This window comes from Xenorhabdus siamensis (assembly GCF_037996745.1).
GTDB classification, from domain to species: domain Bacteria; phylum Pseudomonadota; class Gammaproteobacteria; order Enterobacterales; family Enterobacteriaceae; genus Xenorhabdus; species Xenorhabdus indica.
This window is the reverse complement of sequence record NZ_JBBMXE010000014.1, coordinates 99744-116140: the sequence shown is the minus strand read 5'-3', so window position 1 is coordinate 116140 and position 16397 is coordinate 99744. Positions and strand designations below refer to the sequence as shown.

The window sequence follows — 16397 nt, the reverse complement described above, 5'->3', positions numbered from 1 at the left end:
TCCTTGTTTTTATTGAGTAATTAAAAATAGGTAAATATCGGGGCAGCCAATGACGTCCCCGGAAAAATCAGAACATCGCTTTACCATAATCCATTGGCGTCAGGTTGAAATATTTCGCCACTGTCTGACCAATGTCTGCAAATGTTTCACGATGCCCCAATGAGCCAGGTTTCACTTTTGGCCCATAAACCAGCACTGGAATGTGCTCACGAGTATGATCTGTGCCTGGCCAGGTCGGGTCACAACCGTGGTCAGCCGTCAGGATCAGAATGTCATCTTCTTTAACCCGTTTCAGCATCTCCGGCAAGCGGCGGTCGAATAGTTCAAGCGCTGCCGCATAACCTGCCACATCACGGCGATGACCATAAGATGAGTCGAAATCAACAAAATTGGTAAACACGATTGTGTTATCCCCAGCCTGTTCCATTTCAACCAATGAAGCATCAAACAGAGCATCAATCCCTGTTGCCTTCACTTTTTTGGTGATACCAACATTAGCGTAAATATCGGCTATCTTGCCGATGGAAACCACTTCCCCCTGTTTTTCATCAACCAGTTTCTTCAGAATGGTTGGGGCAGGAGGCTCAACCGCCAAATCATGGCGATTACCGGTACGCTGGAAGTTACCCGCTTTATCACCCACAAACGGACGGGCAATAACACGACCGATGTTATAACCACCGAGATTCAGTTCTTCGCGGGCGATCTCACATAATTCATACAGCTTATCCAAACCGAATGTTTCTTCATGGCAGGCAATCTGGAAAACGGAATCCGCAGAGGTATAGAAAATCGGCTTACCGGTTTCCATGTGCTCTTCTCCCAATCTGTCCAGAATAACTGTACCGGAAGAGTGGCAATTGCCCAAATACCCTGGGAGATTAGCGCGCTCAACCAGTTTATCCAGTAATTCCTGCGGAAAGCTGTTTTCTAAATCCTGAAAATAGCCCCAATCGAACAAAACCGGAACACCAGCAATTTCCCAATGACCTGATGGCGTGTCTTTACCAGAAGAAAGTTCACTTGCATAGCCATAGGCACCAATAATGTCGGCATCTTTATCTAAACCAATCGGGAAAGTTCCGCTGGATTCTTCTGCCGCTTTACCTAGCCCCAAGCGGCTCAGATTCGGCAACTTCAATAATCCCTGACGGCCGATATCAGCTTCACCACGGGCACATTGCTCCGCAATATGTCCTAAGGTGTTAGATCCTTTGTCACCAAATCTGTCTGCATCTGCACTCGCACCAATGCCAAAGGAATCCAATACCATGATGAATGTACGTTTCATAATTTTCTCCTGCGTCAATTCACGCTATCAATGCGGAAACTGCCAGCTATTAAAATCTATTTTCAGTGCCTATGTCGGTTTATCAACTAATATGACGATAAACCATCTGTGTGGCGACTTTCGTTCCTACATTCGATGCTGCCAAAACATTCGTCTTTTGTGAAGCATCCGCCTGTTGTAACACTTTATGTTGTAGAACAAACGACTTACGCACAGCCTCCGCCGCTGCATGCCACTCATTTTCACTATTGGCATGGATCGTCATCAGAGGGGTATCTGTGTTAACTTCTGAACCAAGTGCAATAATATCACTCAGCCCCACACTATAATTAATCGTATCCGTGACCTTGCGACGGCCACCCCCTAACGTCACCACGGCCATTCCCAAAGCCCGGGTATCCATCTCTGTCACAATGCATTGTTCTTCAATAACACACTTTTCAGCAAATACAGGTCTGCTGAAAGAGGCCGTTGGCAAATAATGAGCATAGTTTTCGACAAAATCGGCAGGCCCTTTTTGTGCAGCAACCATACGTCCAAAAACTTCCGCTGCTTTACCACTGTCGAGAACCGCCTGTAACTTACAATATGCAGCTTCACGGTTTTCTGCCAATTTACCTGATACCAGCATTTCAGCAGCCAATGCCATAGTGACTTCAAATAGCCGGGGATTACGGTATTCTCCCGTCAAAAACTGAACCGCTTCACGTACTTCCAGTGCATTACCCGCACTGGATGCCAGCACCTGATTCATATCGGTTAACAATGCTGTCGTTTTGCAACCCGCGCCATTAGCTACCGCGACGATGGATTCTGCCAGTTGTTCCGATTGCTCATAAGTTGGCATAAATGCCCCGGAACCTACTTTCACATCCATGACCAAAGCATCCAATCCCTCAGCCAGTTTTTTGCCCAGAATAGAGGCGGTAATCAGTGGAATAGAGTCAACAGTAGCAGTAATATCACGTGTTGCATAAAAACGCTTATCCGCAGGTGCCAATGAATGGGTCTGACCGATAATCGCAATGCCAACATCCCGGATAATGTCACGGAAACGATGTTCATCAGGGAAAATGTCAAAACCGGGAATGGATTCTAATTTATCCAACGTTCCTCCGGTATGCCCCAATCCGCGCCCTGAGATCATCGGGACATAACCTCCACATGCTGCTACCATCGGCCCTAACATCAGGGATGTTACATCACCAACCCCGCCCGTCGAATGTTTATCGACAACTGGGCCATGCAAGTTCAATTTATTCCAATCCAGAACTGTACCGGAATCACGTACTGCCAATGTTAAAGCAATACGTTCCTCCATCGTCATATCCCGGAAATAAATGGTCATTGCTAATGCAGCGATTTGCCCTTCGGATACTGTGTTATTACACACGCCATTAATAAAGAAACGGATTTCCTCTTCACTCAGTGGATAACCCTCTCTCTTTTTGCGGATAATTTCCTGTGCCAGAAACAAAGCTACCTCCCAATCATCATTATTATCTGAAAAGAATGGCAGTAATGCACCTTATCTTAGCGAACCTTCATATGTTGTTATTGATCTCAATAACGATTGTTTTCAATCAATGATGGTTCTAAATATGGGTTATCAATAACCACTGCTTTGTTTTTGTCCCTGGTGCCCTAACGTTGTCAATAAGCTCCCCAATAAACTGGAAGCACCAAAACGGAAATGGCGGGAGTCTACCCATTTATCACCCATGATTCTATCTGCCAGAGCCAGATACTGTGCTGCTTCTTCTGTGGTACGCACACCGCCCGCAGGTTTAAATCCAACAGTATCTCCTACCCCCATATCACGGATAACGCTGAGCATGATCTCTGCACTTTCCAGTGTCGCATTCACGGGTACTTTTCCGGTTGATGTTTTAATAAAATCTGCTCCCGCTTTAATTGATATTTCAGATGCTTTACGGATCAGATCAACCTCTTTCAGTTCGCCAGTTTCAATAATAACTTTTAGCCAGACACCAGCTCCAGCGCAGGCAGCCTTGCAGGCTTTAACCAAATCAAAACCGATTTGTTCGTTACCCGCTATCAGGGCACGATAAGGGAAAACAACGTCCACTTCGTCAGCACCATAAGCAATGGCTGCACGGGTTTCCGCCAGTGCGATATCAATATCGTCATTACCATGCGGGAAGTTGGTAACAGTGGCAATACGAACGTCAGGTGTTCCTTGTTCACTTAATACCTTACGTGCAACCGGAATAAAACGTGGGTAGATACAGATAGCTGCGGTATGCCCTGCCGGGCTGTTCGCCTGATGACAAAGTGCCATTACCTTTTCATTAGTATCGTCATCATTGAGTGTGGTTAAATCCATCAAACTCAGCGCACGCTGAGCAACTGCGGTTAAATCGGTCATAAAACTCTCCAACGGTATTATTGTGATTCAATCAGTTCACACTTTCTTGAAACGCTTATGTTGAATAATTGTCCTGAATGATGAGTCAGTTCTTATGTTGGCGAGCGGACTTGGTTCCTTGAAGATGTTGCGATGATTATATTTCCCAGCAACAACAGAGTTCCTTTTCTCCGCACGTGGTTCTTTAGTCTGATTTTATTTAGATTATACTGCACCGGCAGGCATTAGCTTACTCCATGAAATCTTAGAACATCATTATTTGAACATGTAAACGCACAATAAGGCGTGTGTAAACTCACATTAATTAAATGAGAATTGCAATGATAATCATTTTATTGTGATGTTAATCGTGATAATTGACCTTGAGAAAAATAAAATGCAGGTGAGGTCAACCCACCTGCATCTCATTTAGTAGATGTTTTCTAATTAGATTTCTCTAACTATTACAGAGAGAAGAAAAATCCGGCAATTGTGGCACTCATCAGGTTAGAGAGTGAACCAGCCAATACGGCTTTCAGACCGAAGCGCGCAATGTCACCGCGGCGGTTTGGTGCCATCCCCCCCAGACCACCGAGCAGAACGGCAACAGAAGACAAATTAGCAAAACCACACAATGCGAAAGAAATAATCGCTTTGGTGTGATCAGAAAGTACTTGCAGACCTGCTGCCTTAACTACGTCATCTGGTTTCAGATATTCACCAAAGCTCATGAATGCAACGAATTCATTAACAACCAGTTTCTGTCCAATAAAAGAACCTGCAACTGTTGCTTCATGCCACGGTATACCAATCAGATAAGCAATTGGCGCAAACACCCAACCCAGAATCAATTCCATTGACAATTGAGGATAACTGAACCAACCACCGATGCCACCTAGCATACCATTCAACAAAGCAATCAATGCAGTAAATGCCAACAACATTGCACCTACATTCAGAGCCAGTTGCATACCGGATGCCGCACCAGATGCCGCCGCATCAATAATATTAGCCGGACGCTCTTCCGCAGTAACCAGAGACATTGCATCAACAGTATCGTGTGTTTTTTCAGTTTCTGGCACCATCAATTTTGCAAACAAAAGGCCACCCGGTGCTGCCATGAATGAAGCCGCGATCAGGTATTCCAATGGAACACCCATGGATGCGTAGCCTGCTAATACAGAGCCTGCTACAGAAGCCAGACCACCACACATAACAGCAAACAACTCAGATTGAGTCATGGTCGCGATATAAGGACGAACAACCAGAGGGGCTTCTGTCTGACCTACGAAAATATTCGCTGTTGCGGACAGAGACTCTGTACGTGATGTTCCCAACACTTTTTGCAAGCCACCACCAAGAACTTTAATGATAAGCTGCATAACACCGATGTAATACAGAACTGCAATCAGAGAAGAGAAGAAAACAATGACTGGCAGAACGCGCAGAGCAAAGATAAAGCCACCGCCGCCAAACAGTTCAAACATTTTGTCAGAAACCAATCCACCGAAGATGAAATCAGTTCCCTTCTGACCATATCCGATTACATTGGAAACACCTTTTGACATTCCACCCAGAATGTCTTTACCTGCCGGCACATAAAGTACAAATGCCCCAATAGCTACCTGAATAAGAAAGGCGCCGAGGACAGTGCGGATTTTAATAGCTCGGTAATTACTGGAGAAAAGTACTGCGATAAAAATCAGCACTACCATCCCTATCAGGCTCATAATGAGTTGCATTGGAAGAATCCCTGTTCACTAAATGAATTAAAAATATGTCAGTTATTTTGTAAGTTCCTACTGACACTGTGTGTGGAGGCGATTATACCTAGTAGTAAAAAAGAACAAGCAACTAACATCACAAATTAATACAGCAAAAAGTAATATAAAAACAGAAAATGAGACATACATCACATATAGTCACATTATTTCTCAGGGATTAGATAATCTTGCGGAAAAAAAGGGAGAAATAAGAAGATAATGCCAGTTTAATATTATTAATATTTATTTAAAACGGAAGTCCATCTTTTGTCTGACAAAAATGGCCTGATTTTTATTCAATAGAAACTAGCTTAATGCAAACAATGTCACGCTATTTTGATAAATTTTGCCGGAAATTTCATCTACAGATTCAGAACGCAACTTACACAATGCAGAAAAAACCTGAGCAACTCTTTCTGGTCGGTTTGGTTGCCCCTGAAACCCTGATAAGGGCATATCAGGTGCATCCGTTTCTAATACAAGAGATGACAGTGGTAATCGTGCAATCGTATCTCGCGTCTTTTTTGCTCTCTCATAAGTAATAGTTCCACCAACACCAATGTAAAAACCCAAACGAATAAAAGCCTGTGCCTGAGACAAACTTCCGGCAAAGCCATGGATCACACCAGTACGTGGCACACTGTGTTTCCGTAACATTGCTGCCAATTGGTCGTGGCTTTTGCGAGAGTGAAGTATCACAGGCAATTCATACTTGCTGGCCAGCATGAGCTGCGCTGCTAAGAGGCCTTTTTGCTTCTCAAACTGAGGTTCCGGCATATACAGATCAAGCCCGATTTCACCTACCGCTACACAGTTAGCCTGTTTTTCCTTGAGTTTCTGTTCCAGCGCATCCAGATGCACGTCATGATGTTCATTGATATATAAAGGATGTAACCCAAACGCAGCATAAATTGAGTCATAGGTAGCAGCCAGATCGGCAACACGTTGAAAATTCAACTGACTGACTGTCGGGACAATGATTTTTTCTACCCCTGTTTGTCTGGCGCGCGCTAAACTTGCTGTTTCATCGCCAGTAAAAGGGGGAAAATCAAAATGGCAATGTGTATCGATAAACATCTACTTATCCATCATGGTAACCTGTCCGTGGAGTCGAGGTAATATCATTGACCTCTGTTCCCTCAATCTCCGGGCGATTCATATTGTCCAAAAAGCCATTGTGCCTGAAAACATTACGGTTCATTCCATCATGATTTAAACCGTTGCGACAAACACCATAACTTTTACGTTCTGCCACACCAAATTTACCTCCGACAAAAGTATGTCCGATGGTGGCCAGAAAATACCGCCCACAGCGCCGCCCCAGGTGATAATCCTTATCCAATGCACTGATCCTGCTTCCCAGTGCCATTGTGGCCAAGGGTGCTGGTGGATAAATTTCGAATACCTGCACATCATCTGGCGGATTTTCAATAAATTGCTGTGTTCGATAGTAACTTTTAGCATGCAGCTTCAACATCTGAATCATCTTTTGTGAGCTACTGCTTTCCAGCCAGCGCTCTATTCGTTTAATCCACTGTTGCGTGTAATAGAGCTGTGAAGGTACTGTCCTGACCACCACAATGGTATCTGCACCACGGCGATAAGCCTCTTCTACTGGGATAGCATCACAAATGCCACCATCTTGATAAACAGTGCCATCAAGCGTCACGCCATTACGATAAAAGCCAGGAATAGCGCTGGAAGCCTTTATGATCTCCATCCAATTTTTTTCCTCAGGATGTAAATAATTAGCTTCAAAATCATCGGCTCGACAGGCGCACATATAGAATTCACGCCCTGCATCAAAATGTCGCATCGCAATAGGGATATTCAAAGGTGATTTTTTAGAAACGATATCAATATACCAATCCAGATCGATGAGATGCCCACCCCGGACAAAGCGCAACGGATTAAAAAAGGTAGTATTAGTTGTGTAATTTTTAATTACCTTACGGGCATATCCTCTCTGACCACAGATATAAGCAGAAAGGTTCTGGGCACCTGCGGAAGTACCAAGAAACAATTCGAATGGGTTGAAGTCAAGCCGGAGAAATTCATCCAACACACCTGCGGTAAAAATTCCCCGCTGCCCACCACCTTCACAGACAAGTGCAATTTTTCCCGGTTTGATCCGTGATGTATAAGCTAACGGCTCTATATTACCCAGCGTAATCGGAATATGTTTCCCCATAGCCCCCCCTAAAAAATCAATGTCAGTTTCAAAATGCAATTTGAGTTATACCCTTCGTTTTTCAAGTTGTCTCTTTGTTGGCTGCGACGCCTCTTGACATCCTTTGGGCATATGACTATCTATCAGTATATTGTTATGCAAACAAAGTGCTTGTAAAAAAACAGTGTACTTGTAAAAACAATTGTGGTTGTAAGAACAATGTGCTTATAAAACTTGCATTAAATAATGAAGATTAATTCACAAACAGGCAAGCATTTGCTTACTTTCTGAATAGACAGCACATATTATTTATGCTTCTTGAAAAATGACTCGCTTAATCAGGTTGGATTTTATTTGAGAATAGAAACAAAAAGAGTGGCCTATTATCTGCCACTCCATCAAAATACGCATTATTTTTTGATAGTTAACGTACTGTTTACAAACTTAACACCATCTACTTGATGGGCAACTTTGATCACCCGCTTAACCTGTTCTTCATTTTTGACAAAACCGGAAAGATAAACTACGCCTTTTTCCGTTTTCACTGAAATAGTGTTACTATTAATCCCTTTATATTCCAACAACTTTTCTTTTATTTTGGCAGTAATCACACTATCATCAATAGAACTACCTACTTGTTTCAGTGAATTATCAATTTTTTCCTCTGCATTCTTGATTGAATTATCAATTTTCTGGCCCATATTTTCTAAAGTTTTATCTTCTAATGTTTTCTTTTCTAAAGAATTACCTTCTGTAGTATTGCCTGAAGATGTTTCTGCGGCTGATACGCTGCCATTTATCAATACCAAGCCTAAAACCGAACCTAAAATAACGGCCAGGAGTGAGTGTGTGAACGGTGATTTTTTCATCCTACTACCTTCCCTTAACTAAGCCAAATTGTCAAAAGATGATATATCATCAAATTACGGGGATGAAATGGGCTTTACAATAAATAACGTATATTTTCTTAAGCCAGAAAATTATGCATTAAATAAAACATAACCAATATATTTTAGAATGGAGTAACAAATTTAAAAGGGCCAACTATTTGTTAGCCCAAAAAAATATTAGTGTTCCCGCGTCTTACGGAAAACAATATCAGGATAACGCTCACTGGTCAGATTTAAATTAACCATAGTTGGTGCAATATAAGTCAGGTTATCGCCACCATCAAGTGCCAGATTTTGCTCATTCTTGCGTTTGAACTCTTCCAGTTTCTTGACATCATTACATTCTACCCAACGTGCAGTAGAAACATTGACAGGTTCATACAGCGCTTCAACGTTATATTCACTCTTCAAACGAGCAACAACGACATCAAACTGAAGTACACCCACTGCCCCAACGATCAGGTCATTATTGGTTAATGGGCGAAATACCTGTACTGCGCCTTCTTCTGATAACTGAACAAGACCTTTCAACAATTGTTTTTGTTTCAGTGGATCACGCAACCGAATACGGCGGAACAATTCAGGGGCAAAGTTTGGAATGCCTGTGAATTTCAGCTCTTCACCTTGAGTAAAGGTATCACCAATCTGAATCGTACCATGGTTGTGCAGGCCAATAATATCTCCCGGATATGCATCTTCGACATGGGAACGATCTCCGGCCATAAAGGTCAGCGCATCGGAGATAACCACATCTTTTTTAGTGCGCACCTGACGCAGTTTCATGCCTTTTTCGTATTTACCAGAAACAACCCGCAAAAATGCCACACGGTCACGGTGTTTCGGGTCCATATTGGCCTGAATTTTGAAAACAAAACCCGTGAATTTTTCTTCTTTTGCAGTAACTTCACGCGCATCAGTCTGACGAGGCATTGGCATCGGTGCCCATTTAACAAGGCCATCCAGCATGTGATCAACACCAAAATTACCGAGTGCAGTACCGAAAAATACCGGGGTTAATTCACCTTGTAAGAAGGCATCCAAATCGAATTCGTGTGATGCACCTTTGACCAGTTCCAACTCTTCACGTAACTGATTAGCCAGATCTTCACCAACTGCCGCATCCAGCTCAGGGTTATCCAGCCCTTTAATAGCCCGGACTTCCTGAATCGTATGCCCCTGACCAGATTGATACAGATAAATTTCATCCTGATAGAGATGATAAACCCCTTTAAATGATTTACCACAGCCAATCGGCCATGTGATTGGGCTACAGGCGATATTCAACTCGTTTTCCACTTCATCCATCAATTCCATCGGATCGCGGATATCACGGTCGAGTTTATTCATGAATGTCAGGATCGGCGTATCACGCAGACGGGTGACTTCCATCAGTTTACGGGTACGATCTTCAACACCTTTTGCAGCGTCAATTACCATCAAACAGCAGTCAACCGCAGTCAACGTACGGTAAGTATCTTCGGAGAAATCCTCATGCCCCGGAGTATCCAGTAAGTTAACCAGACAATCACTATAAGGGAATTGCATCACCGAGGTGGTAATGGAGATACCACGTTGCTTTTCCATCTCCATCCAGTCTGATTTAGCGTGCTGATTGGAACCCCGGCCTTTTACCGTACCCGCTTTCTGAATCGCCTGTCCGAACAGCAATACCTTTTCAGTAATAGTCGTTTTACCGGCATCGGGGTGAGAAATTATTGCAAAGGTTCTTCGCTTCGCGACTTCTTGCAAGAATGAGGAATTTGACATTAATTGAAATCTTCTCGTCTACGCGCGGATAGCTACCATTTGTGAAGCACAGAATGACGCTTCATCTTCGAATCCGGCATGTTAATCGTGATTGGTGCTTATTTTCGCTGAACTTGGCGTTATAAACAACTCATGATACTCAAGATGGTATGAAACTCCGTTACTCTCCAAATAACGGCAATGCCATAATGATTGCGTCTTCTTTTCCTGTCGCGGTTGGGTAATAGTTTTTGCGAATGGAAACTTCGTTAAATCCCAAGTCTTCATACAAACGAATCGCCGACCTGTTTGAACGTCGTACTTCAAGCCATAGTGTATTGATCTGTTTGTGAGGCAATACATCAATCAAGTATTTCAGCAATGTTTTCCCATGCCCCTGTGACTGATATTCAGGATGAATAGCTATATTAAAGAGTGTTGCTTCATCCAAAACACACTGCACTATTGCAAAACCAATTATCTGGTCATTAAGCGTGATTTTGTAATTGAGATAACGTTCTCCCTGATTAGAGTAAAAAGTTTTTTCACTCCAGGGAAAAGCATGGCTGGCCTGTTCTATTTGAAATGCAACGGGAAGATCAACGGGAGTTAATAGAGAAATATTCTTCATAATGGTAAATTTGTTGCCAAAGAGCGCGTTTTGCATCCCCATCAAGGGATAAATCATTTAATGCAGGGCTTCTCAAAGAAATCCCTTGTATTGATAAGGTAATATCAACCCCCAACAGCCAGCATGGGCAGTGGATTGATTCCGAAAGTAACTCAACGTCTTTTGTCGTGATGCAATAAACTGATGAGACATTAATCCCCATGGTTGTGAAAATATCAGCAAATAATGAATGACTTAAGTCAATGTTATCATGGCTAATGATCAACAGACGGGTTGAGTCAGGGATGAGGACAGATAATTCACCTCGCAGGGTCGCAGGGCTACGCAAAACCCATTGGGTAATGCCCAATCGAGTAAGTGATCTGTCACGCTTTGTCATCGTGTTTTATTCCATCTGCCATAAAAAATAACAGGTAATATATACCTAGTAGATTTCAAGTTACAGCCAACAAAACTGCGACTTGAAAGACGAAAGGTATATTATCAGAGGGCTTATCTCTGCGCCAATCAACACGGCATCTCAGATTTGCCCACAGATAATGATTACTAAATAAAGATTTATAAGGAGCTAATCATAGATGTCAGTATTAACACCGGCCAGTGAGGTTATCCTGCGCCATCAAGAGCAATTCCGCTCCCATCATCTGCTTTTTGCTGGTGACCTTCAGGATACTCTGGCGACGGAAATTGAAGCTGCAAGTGTGCGAGTACATACTAATCAATATCATCACTGGCAGTCGCTGATCCGCACACTGGGTGATAATGCCTCGTTTGGTCTTACGGCGGACAGCATATTTGTCAAAGGATGTGATACGCTGATTTATTACTGGCCAAAAAGCAAGCATGAAGCACGTTTCCAACTCCGCAGTCTGTTTTCCATCCTGCCTGTCGGAACCGATGTTTTTATTGTCGGCGAAAATCGCAGTGGTGTCCGTAGCGTTGATAAGCTGATGGAAGGTATTGCCACTTTCCATAAAATAGACAGTGCCCGCCGTTGTAGCCTTTTTTACGGTCAACTGGAGCAACAGGTTCAATTTGATCAGAACAATTGGTGGAACAGTTATCAAGTCGGCGATGTCACCATCAATACATTGCCCGGCGTATTCAGTCAGGATGATCTGGATGTTGGCAGCCGTCTTCTGCTCTCTACGTTTGATACACCGATTTCTGGCAGCCTGCTGGATATCGCTTGTGGCTCTGGTGTCTTAGCAACGGTGTTGGGTAAAAATAACCCCGGCTTGTCACTGACACTCAGTGATGTCAATGCAGCCGCTATCACCTCCAGTAAAGCGACATTGAAAGCAAATAAACTGGAAGGGAACGTCATTACCAGTAATGTTTACTCCGCTATCGAAGAAAAATTCGACTGGATCATTTCCAATCCGCCATTCCATGAAGGCCTGAAGACAAGTCTGTCAGCGGCTGACGATATGATCCGCATGGCACCTAACTATCTAAGATCTGGTGGTAAGCTCCGGATCGTAGCAAATGCTTTTTTACCTTACCCTGCGCTGCTGGATAGCGCTTTTGGTAGACACGAAGTGATTGCTCAGACAGGTAAATTCAAAATTTATCAAGCCACCAAGAAATAACAAATCAAATAGCCATTGCCCTTCCCAAGTGGGTGGGCAATACCAACATGTTGATTTTTCCATCAATCATACTTTCTCTCGATAAATAATGATTGACGTCGGCCGTAAAATCTCTAGAATGCGCCTCCATGTTATCTGTTTAAGTGGTTTTCTGTTTAAATAGTATCTGAATTTGCGAGGGTGGCGGAATTGGTAGACGCGCTAGCTTCAGGTGTTAGTGTTCTTACGAACGTGGGGGTTCAAGTCCCCCCCTTCGCACCAAATCAGATAGCTATCGGTTAAACGAATCAACTGGATAAATCAGTTAAACAAAGCAGATAAATAGCAGTACCTGCGAGGGTGGCGGAATTGGTAGACGCGCTAGCTTCAGGTGTTAGTGTCCTTACGGACGTGGGGGTTCAAGTCCCCCCCTTCGCACCACTGTTAATATTTATCTGCTCATCTTATTTGTTTCGTCCTCTCCCGTTTTTTCTCCGTTCTCTTTGGGGTTTTGTCCCTGTAATACACCTCATTACTCTCGAAAATGAAAGTGACCTAAACAACGCAAGCTGCAACACCGATCAAAACGAGTACAACAGCAATCATTCCTTATCGAGAGAAAGCATGATTGATACAAAAATCAACATGTTGGTATTGCCCACCCACTTGGGAAGGGCAATGGCTATTTGATTTGTGACTTCTTGGTGGCTTGATAATGTATTTTATCTCTGGACTAATATTTCAATCCCATCGCATTACGTATGGTAAAGAACAAATCAGTTTGATCAGTTAAACCAACAACATTGGCTGCATAAGGGCCATAAGCGGCAACACGTAATTGTGTTCCGGTATGATTTTGTTCGTCTTCTTCTGAATTGCCATAGCTTACAGTGATGACTGCACCATCTTTGGTAATCAATGAGCGGGTCAGTCCGGGGGATTTAACATCGGGTTCGATAATCTGGCTGGAATGGGCATGATCAGCCGTAACAATAACTAAGGTGTCTCCATGTTGCTTCGCAAATTTCAAACCCGCTTGTACAGCTTCATCTAATGCCACTGTTTCCCCAATTTGGGCACAAGGGTTAGCTTTATGATCTTGTTTATCAATCGAAGCACTTTCCACCTGTAAGAAGAATCCGTTCTTATTGGTTTTCAATAAATCAATCGCTTTTTCGGTCAGTTGTGCCAATGTGGGTTCAGCGGAATTGCGATTAGTGTTAATTTTACACTTCACTGGTGCTTCATTAATGTTGCCATGATAAACCGCTTTTGGCCCTTCCCAGATCACATCCATATTTCCATCATTGAACAATCCCAACAGGGGTTTTTTCTGATTGGCCTCTTGAATACCATTTAATGACTTTATATCTGTTACCCATTGATACCCTTGTTCCAGGGCTTGTTGCTTCAGAATTTTTCCTTTATTGACGCCGGATAACGATTGTTGCTCAAAACTTTTAGCGCCTCCCCCCAAAGTAATATCGGGACGCACAACTAAAAGCTGTTCTGTGATAGAACCTTTACCACCGTTTTCTAAAGCATCAATAGGGCATTTTTCCGGGGTTTCTTGTGGCCCATAGCATTTACGGTTTGTGACATGAGCATACAGCGCGGCTGGTGTAGCATCCTGAATTTCGGCAGTCGTAACATTTCCTGTCGCTTTTCCGTTTTTCTTTGCTAACTCCAGTAATGACTGATGTGCTTTACCAAAAACATCAATGCCCAACGCACCATTATAGGTTTTCGTCCCTGTTGACCATGCAGTGGCAGAAGCCGCAGAATCCGTGACATAATTTGGTTTCTTTGTTTCTTTATTCAGAGAGTAATGAGTGTATTGACCAGTAAAAGGCAGTGCATCGATTCCCTTAAAAAAACCACCAGCGCCTTGTGAATAATTGCGGGCTAATGTGATTTCAGAATCCCCCATACCATCACCAATAAACAGAATAACATTCTTCGCTTTCTTATTATTCAATGCTGCCTTAAGAGCATTCGTTTGGTCTTCGGCAAGACGGCGGGCACCACCAAACTGGGTGATATCTCCATGAGCTAAACGGGGTTCTGCCATGATGTTATCTGCATTATTGGCTTGGGCAGATAAACAGGTTCCTGACATCACTATAGCGATAATAAATATGGTAATAGTAAGAGATAGCAAGTTTTTTGTGTAATTACGGGAGGGTATGTGGCGATAAAGCATAGCGTGTTCCTTTCTTTCAGGAAAATTCAACAAAACACCATGAATATGAATTTATTCCCCGAATAGTGAACACTTAATATGACATTATTGTGAAAGGCTAATAACATATTTATGACAATTTCTTACAATATGTATTGTAACTATAGACATCCCTGCAAATTGTAAGAAACAGCCCAGCGACTATGTTCGATATTTTTCAGGTTGCCTCGTTTTCACTCAGTGAAACAACCTGAAATTCGTTAGATATAAGTGCCTGTTGCTATCAGTACCGCATCATGACCGATTTGAGTTCTGTGTAATGCTCAATGAATGCCTTACCAAACTCACGACCAATTCCTGAAGATTTCATACCACCAAATGGAACTGCGGGATCAAGGAACGTGTGCATGTTAATCCATAAAATACCCGCCCGGATACGTGGGATCATGCGCATTGCCTTACTTAAGTCGTTTGTCCATAAACTGGCAGATAGGCCGAATGGCGTTGCATTCATCATGGCAATCAGTTCTTCCTCATTATCATAACTGAGGAAAGCCCCTATCGGGCCGAACGTTTCTTCTTTCATTAACGTATCTTCGGCACTTTTCGCCCGGATCACGGTTGGCATAACAAAAAAACCTTTCCCTTCCAGTGCATGTCCACCATATATGATTTCATTTCCTTCCTGACGTGCTTTTTCAAATAGGGACAGAATTTTTTCGTAATGCTCTTTGTTTGCCAAAGGTCCCATCTCTGTTGTTTCATCAAGGGGAGAGCCAATCTTCATCGCAGACAAGCGTTCAGAAAGTAATTTCAAAACCGCATCCATGTGAACAGAGGGAATATAGAAACATTCTGCCGCCGCACAAATTTGCCCCTGATTCATATAACCAGCTTCTAATACTCCTTCAACAATTTTCTCGACCGGCATATCTGGCAGGAAAGCGGCTGCATTTTTGCCACCCAATTCCAGCGTTGTACGGAGCAAACGACCATGCTCCATGGCAGATTTACCAATCGACATGCCAACAGGGACTGATCCGGTAAAAGTCACCTTAGCACATAGTGGATGGGCGAGTAGTTCCGCACCCACACCAGCACCAGAACCGTTGACAATGTTGATCACACCATCAGGAATTCCAGCTTCTTTCGCCAGTTCTGCTACACGCAGCATAGTTAAGGGGGTATATTCACTGGGTTTCAGAACAATCGTACAACCACAAGCCAATGCCGCCCCCAGTTTCCAACTGGCGATCATAATCGAGAAATTCCATGGAATAATCCCGACTACCACACCAACAGGTTCACGGCGGGTAAAGGCGGTATATTGCTCCCCTTTGAACGATGGCAATGAAACATTCAGCGTTTCACCGCTTATTTTACTCGACCAACCGGCAAAGTAGCGCAAGTATTCAGCAGAAGCACCAACTTCCAGCATACGTGATAACTGAATGGTTTTTCCTGAACACAGACTTTCAAGCTGGGCAAGTTCTTCACTATGTTTTTGCAGTAAATCTGCCAATCGAATCAGGCAGTTGCCACGTTCCATAGGAGAAGTTTGTGCCCATGAACCATGAAAAGCCGTTGATGCAGCCTCCATAGCAGCATTAGCTTCTGTCTGGCTTCCCTGGTTGACGGTAGCAATCACCTCATTAGATGCTGGATTGACGACCGAAAAGGTTTTGCCTTCCTGACCACGAACAGCTTGTCCATTGATATAATGGCCATGAGAACGTTGCAAAAAAGCTGTAACGGACTCTAGCAAAGTGATTTCACTCATTACAT

At 43.2% G+C, this 16397-nt stretch carries 13 protein-coding genes and 2 tRNA genes; 3 read left to right on the top strand and 12 right to left on the bottom strand.

Translation table 11 applies throughout. The features are described from left to right. Positions 1-67 precede the first annotated feature (67 nt). The 10 genes from deoB to AAC852_RS14460 all read right to left on the bottom strand — a co-directional run bounded on the left by deoB (position 68) and on the right by AAC852_RS14460 (position 11238). On the bottom strand, positions 68-1291 hold the full coding sequence (deoB, locus tag AAC852_RS14505; RefSeq protein WP_340621622.1) for a phosphopentomutase: 1224 nt from the start codon (positions 1289-1291) through the stop codon (positions 68-70). An 82-nt stretch (positions 1292-1373) separates the two neighbouring features. Beyond that, positions 1374-2768, bottom strand: coding sequence for a thymidine phosphorylase (gene deoA, locus AAC852_RS14500; protein WP_340621621.1), 1395 nt, complete (start codon positions 2766-2768; stop codon positions 1374-1376). A 132-nt stretch (positions 2769-2900) separates the two neighbouring features. Further along, positions 2901-3680, bottom strand: coding sequence for a deoxyribose-phosphate aldolase (gene deoC, locus AAC852_RS14495; protein ID WP_340621620.1), 780 nt, complete (start codon positions 3678-3680; stop codon positions 2901-2903). A gap of 443 nt (positions 3681-4123) precedes the next feature. After that, the gene (locus AAC852_RS14490; protein WP_340621838.1) at positions 4124-5389 is read right to left on the bottom strand and encodes a NupC/NupG family nucleoside CNT transporter; all 1266 of its coding nucleotides are present in this window, start codon (positions 5387-5389) and stop codon (positions 4124-4126) included. A gap of 339 nt (positions 5390-5728) precedes the next feature. After that, positions 5729-6499 carry a TatD family hydrolase gene (locus tag AAC852_RS14485; RefSeq protein WP_340621619.1) on the bottom strand — a complete coding sequence of 257 codons (771 nt, stop codon included), beginning with the start codon at positions 6497-6499 and terminating at the stop codon, positions 5729-5731. Between the two features lie 4 nt (positions 6500-6503). Next, positions 6504-7613, bottom strand: coding sequence for a patatin-like phospholipase family protein (locus AAC852_RS14480; protein ID WP_340621618.1), 1110 nt, complete (start codon positions 7611-7613; stop codon positions 6504-6506). Positions 7614-8002: 389 nt separating this feature from the next. Next, positions 8003-8461: a BON domain-containing protein gene (locus AAC852_RS14475; RefSeq protein ID WP_340621617.1), complete on the bottom strand. Its 459-nt coding sequence runs from the start codon at positions 8459-8461 to the stop codon at positions 8003-8005. A 198-nt stretch (positions 8462-8659) separates the two neighbouring features. Further along, complete coding sequence (prfC, locus tag AAC852_RS14470; RefSeq protein WP_340621616.1) at positions 8660-10249, bottom strand: peptide chain release factor 3; 1590 nt, start codon at positions 10247-10249, stop codon at positions 8660-8662. A gap of 160 nt (positions 10250-10409) precedes the next feature. After that, entirely contained in the window at positions 10410-10859 is a 450-nt protein-coding gene (rimI, locus tag AAC852_RS14465; protein ID WP_340621615.1) for a ribosomal protein S18-alanine N-acetyltransferase, read from the bottom strand. Next, the gene (locus AAC852_RS14460) at positions 10828-11238 is read right to left on the bottom strand and encodes a DNA polymerase III subunit psi (RefSeq protein ID WP_340621614.1); all 411 of its coding nucleotides are present in this window, start codon (positions 11236-11238) and stop codon (positions 10828-10830) included. Before AAC852_RS14460 ends, rimI begins: the two co-directional genes overlap by 32 nt. Before the next feature lie 199 nt (positions 11239-11437). Between AAC852_RS14460 and rsmC the strand changes: the two genes are divergently transcribed. The 3 genes from rsmC to AAC852_RS14445 all read left to right on the top strand — a co-directional run bounded on the left by rsmC (position 11438) and on the right by AAC852_RS14445 (position 12871). Continuing rightward, positions 11438-12451 (top strand): 16S rRNA (guanine(1207)-N(2))-methyltransferase RsmC, encoded by a 1014-nt coding sequence (gene rsmC, locus AAC852_RS14455; RefSeq protein WP_340621613.1) that lies wholly within the window; start codon positions 11438-11440, stop codon positions 12449-12451. A 174-nt stretch (positions 12452-12625) separates the two neighbouring features. Further along, positions 12626-12712, top strand: a tRNA-Leu gene (locus tag AAC852_RS14450). A gap of 72 nt (positions 12713-12784) precedes the next feature. Next, positions 12785-12871, top strand: a tRNA-Leu gene (locus tag AAC852_RS14445). Positions 12872-13163: 292 nt separating this feature from the next. Here the strand turns inward: AAC852_RS14445 and phoA are convergent. Together phoA and AAC852_RS14435 are read right to left on the bottom strand one after the other, a co-directional pair. After that, the gene (gene phoA, locus AAC852_RS14440) at positions 13164-14633 is read right to left on the bottom strand and encodes an alkaline phosphatase (protein WP_340621612.1); all 1470 of its coding nucleotides are present in this window, start codon (positions 14631-14633) and stop codon (positions 13164-13166) included. Positions 14634-14895: 262 nt separating this feature from the next. Further along, positions 14896-16392, bottom strand: a complete 1497-nt coding sequence (locus tag AAC852_RS14435) for an aldehyde dehydrogenase family protein (RefSeq protein ID WP_340621611.1) — start codon at positions 16390-16392, stop codon at positions 14896-14898. Positions 16393-16397 lie beyond the last annotated feature (5 nt).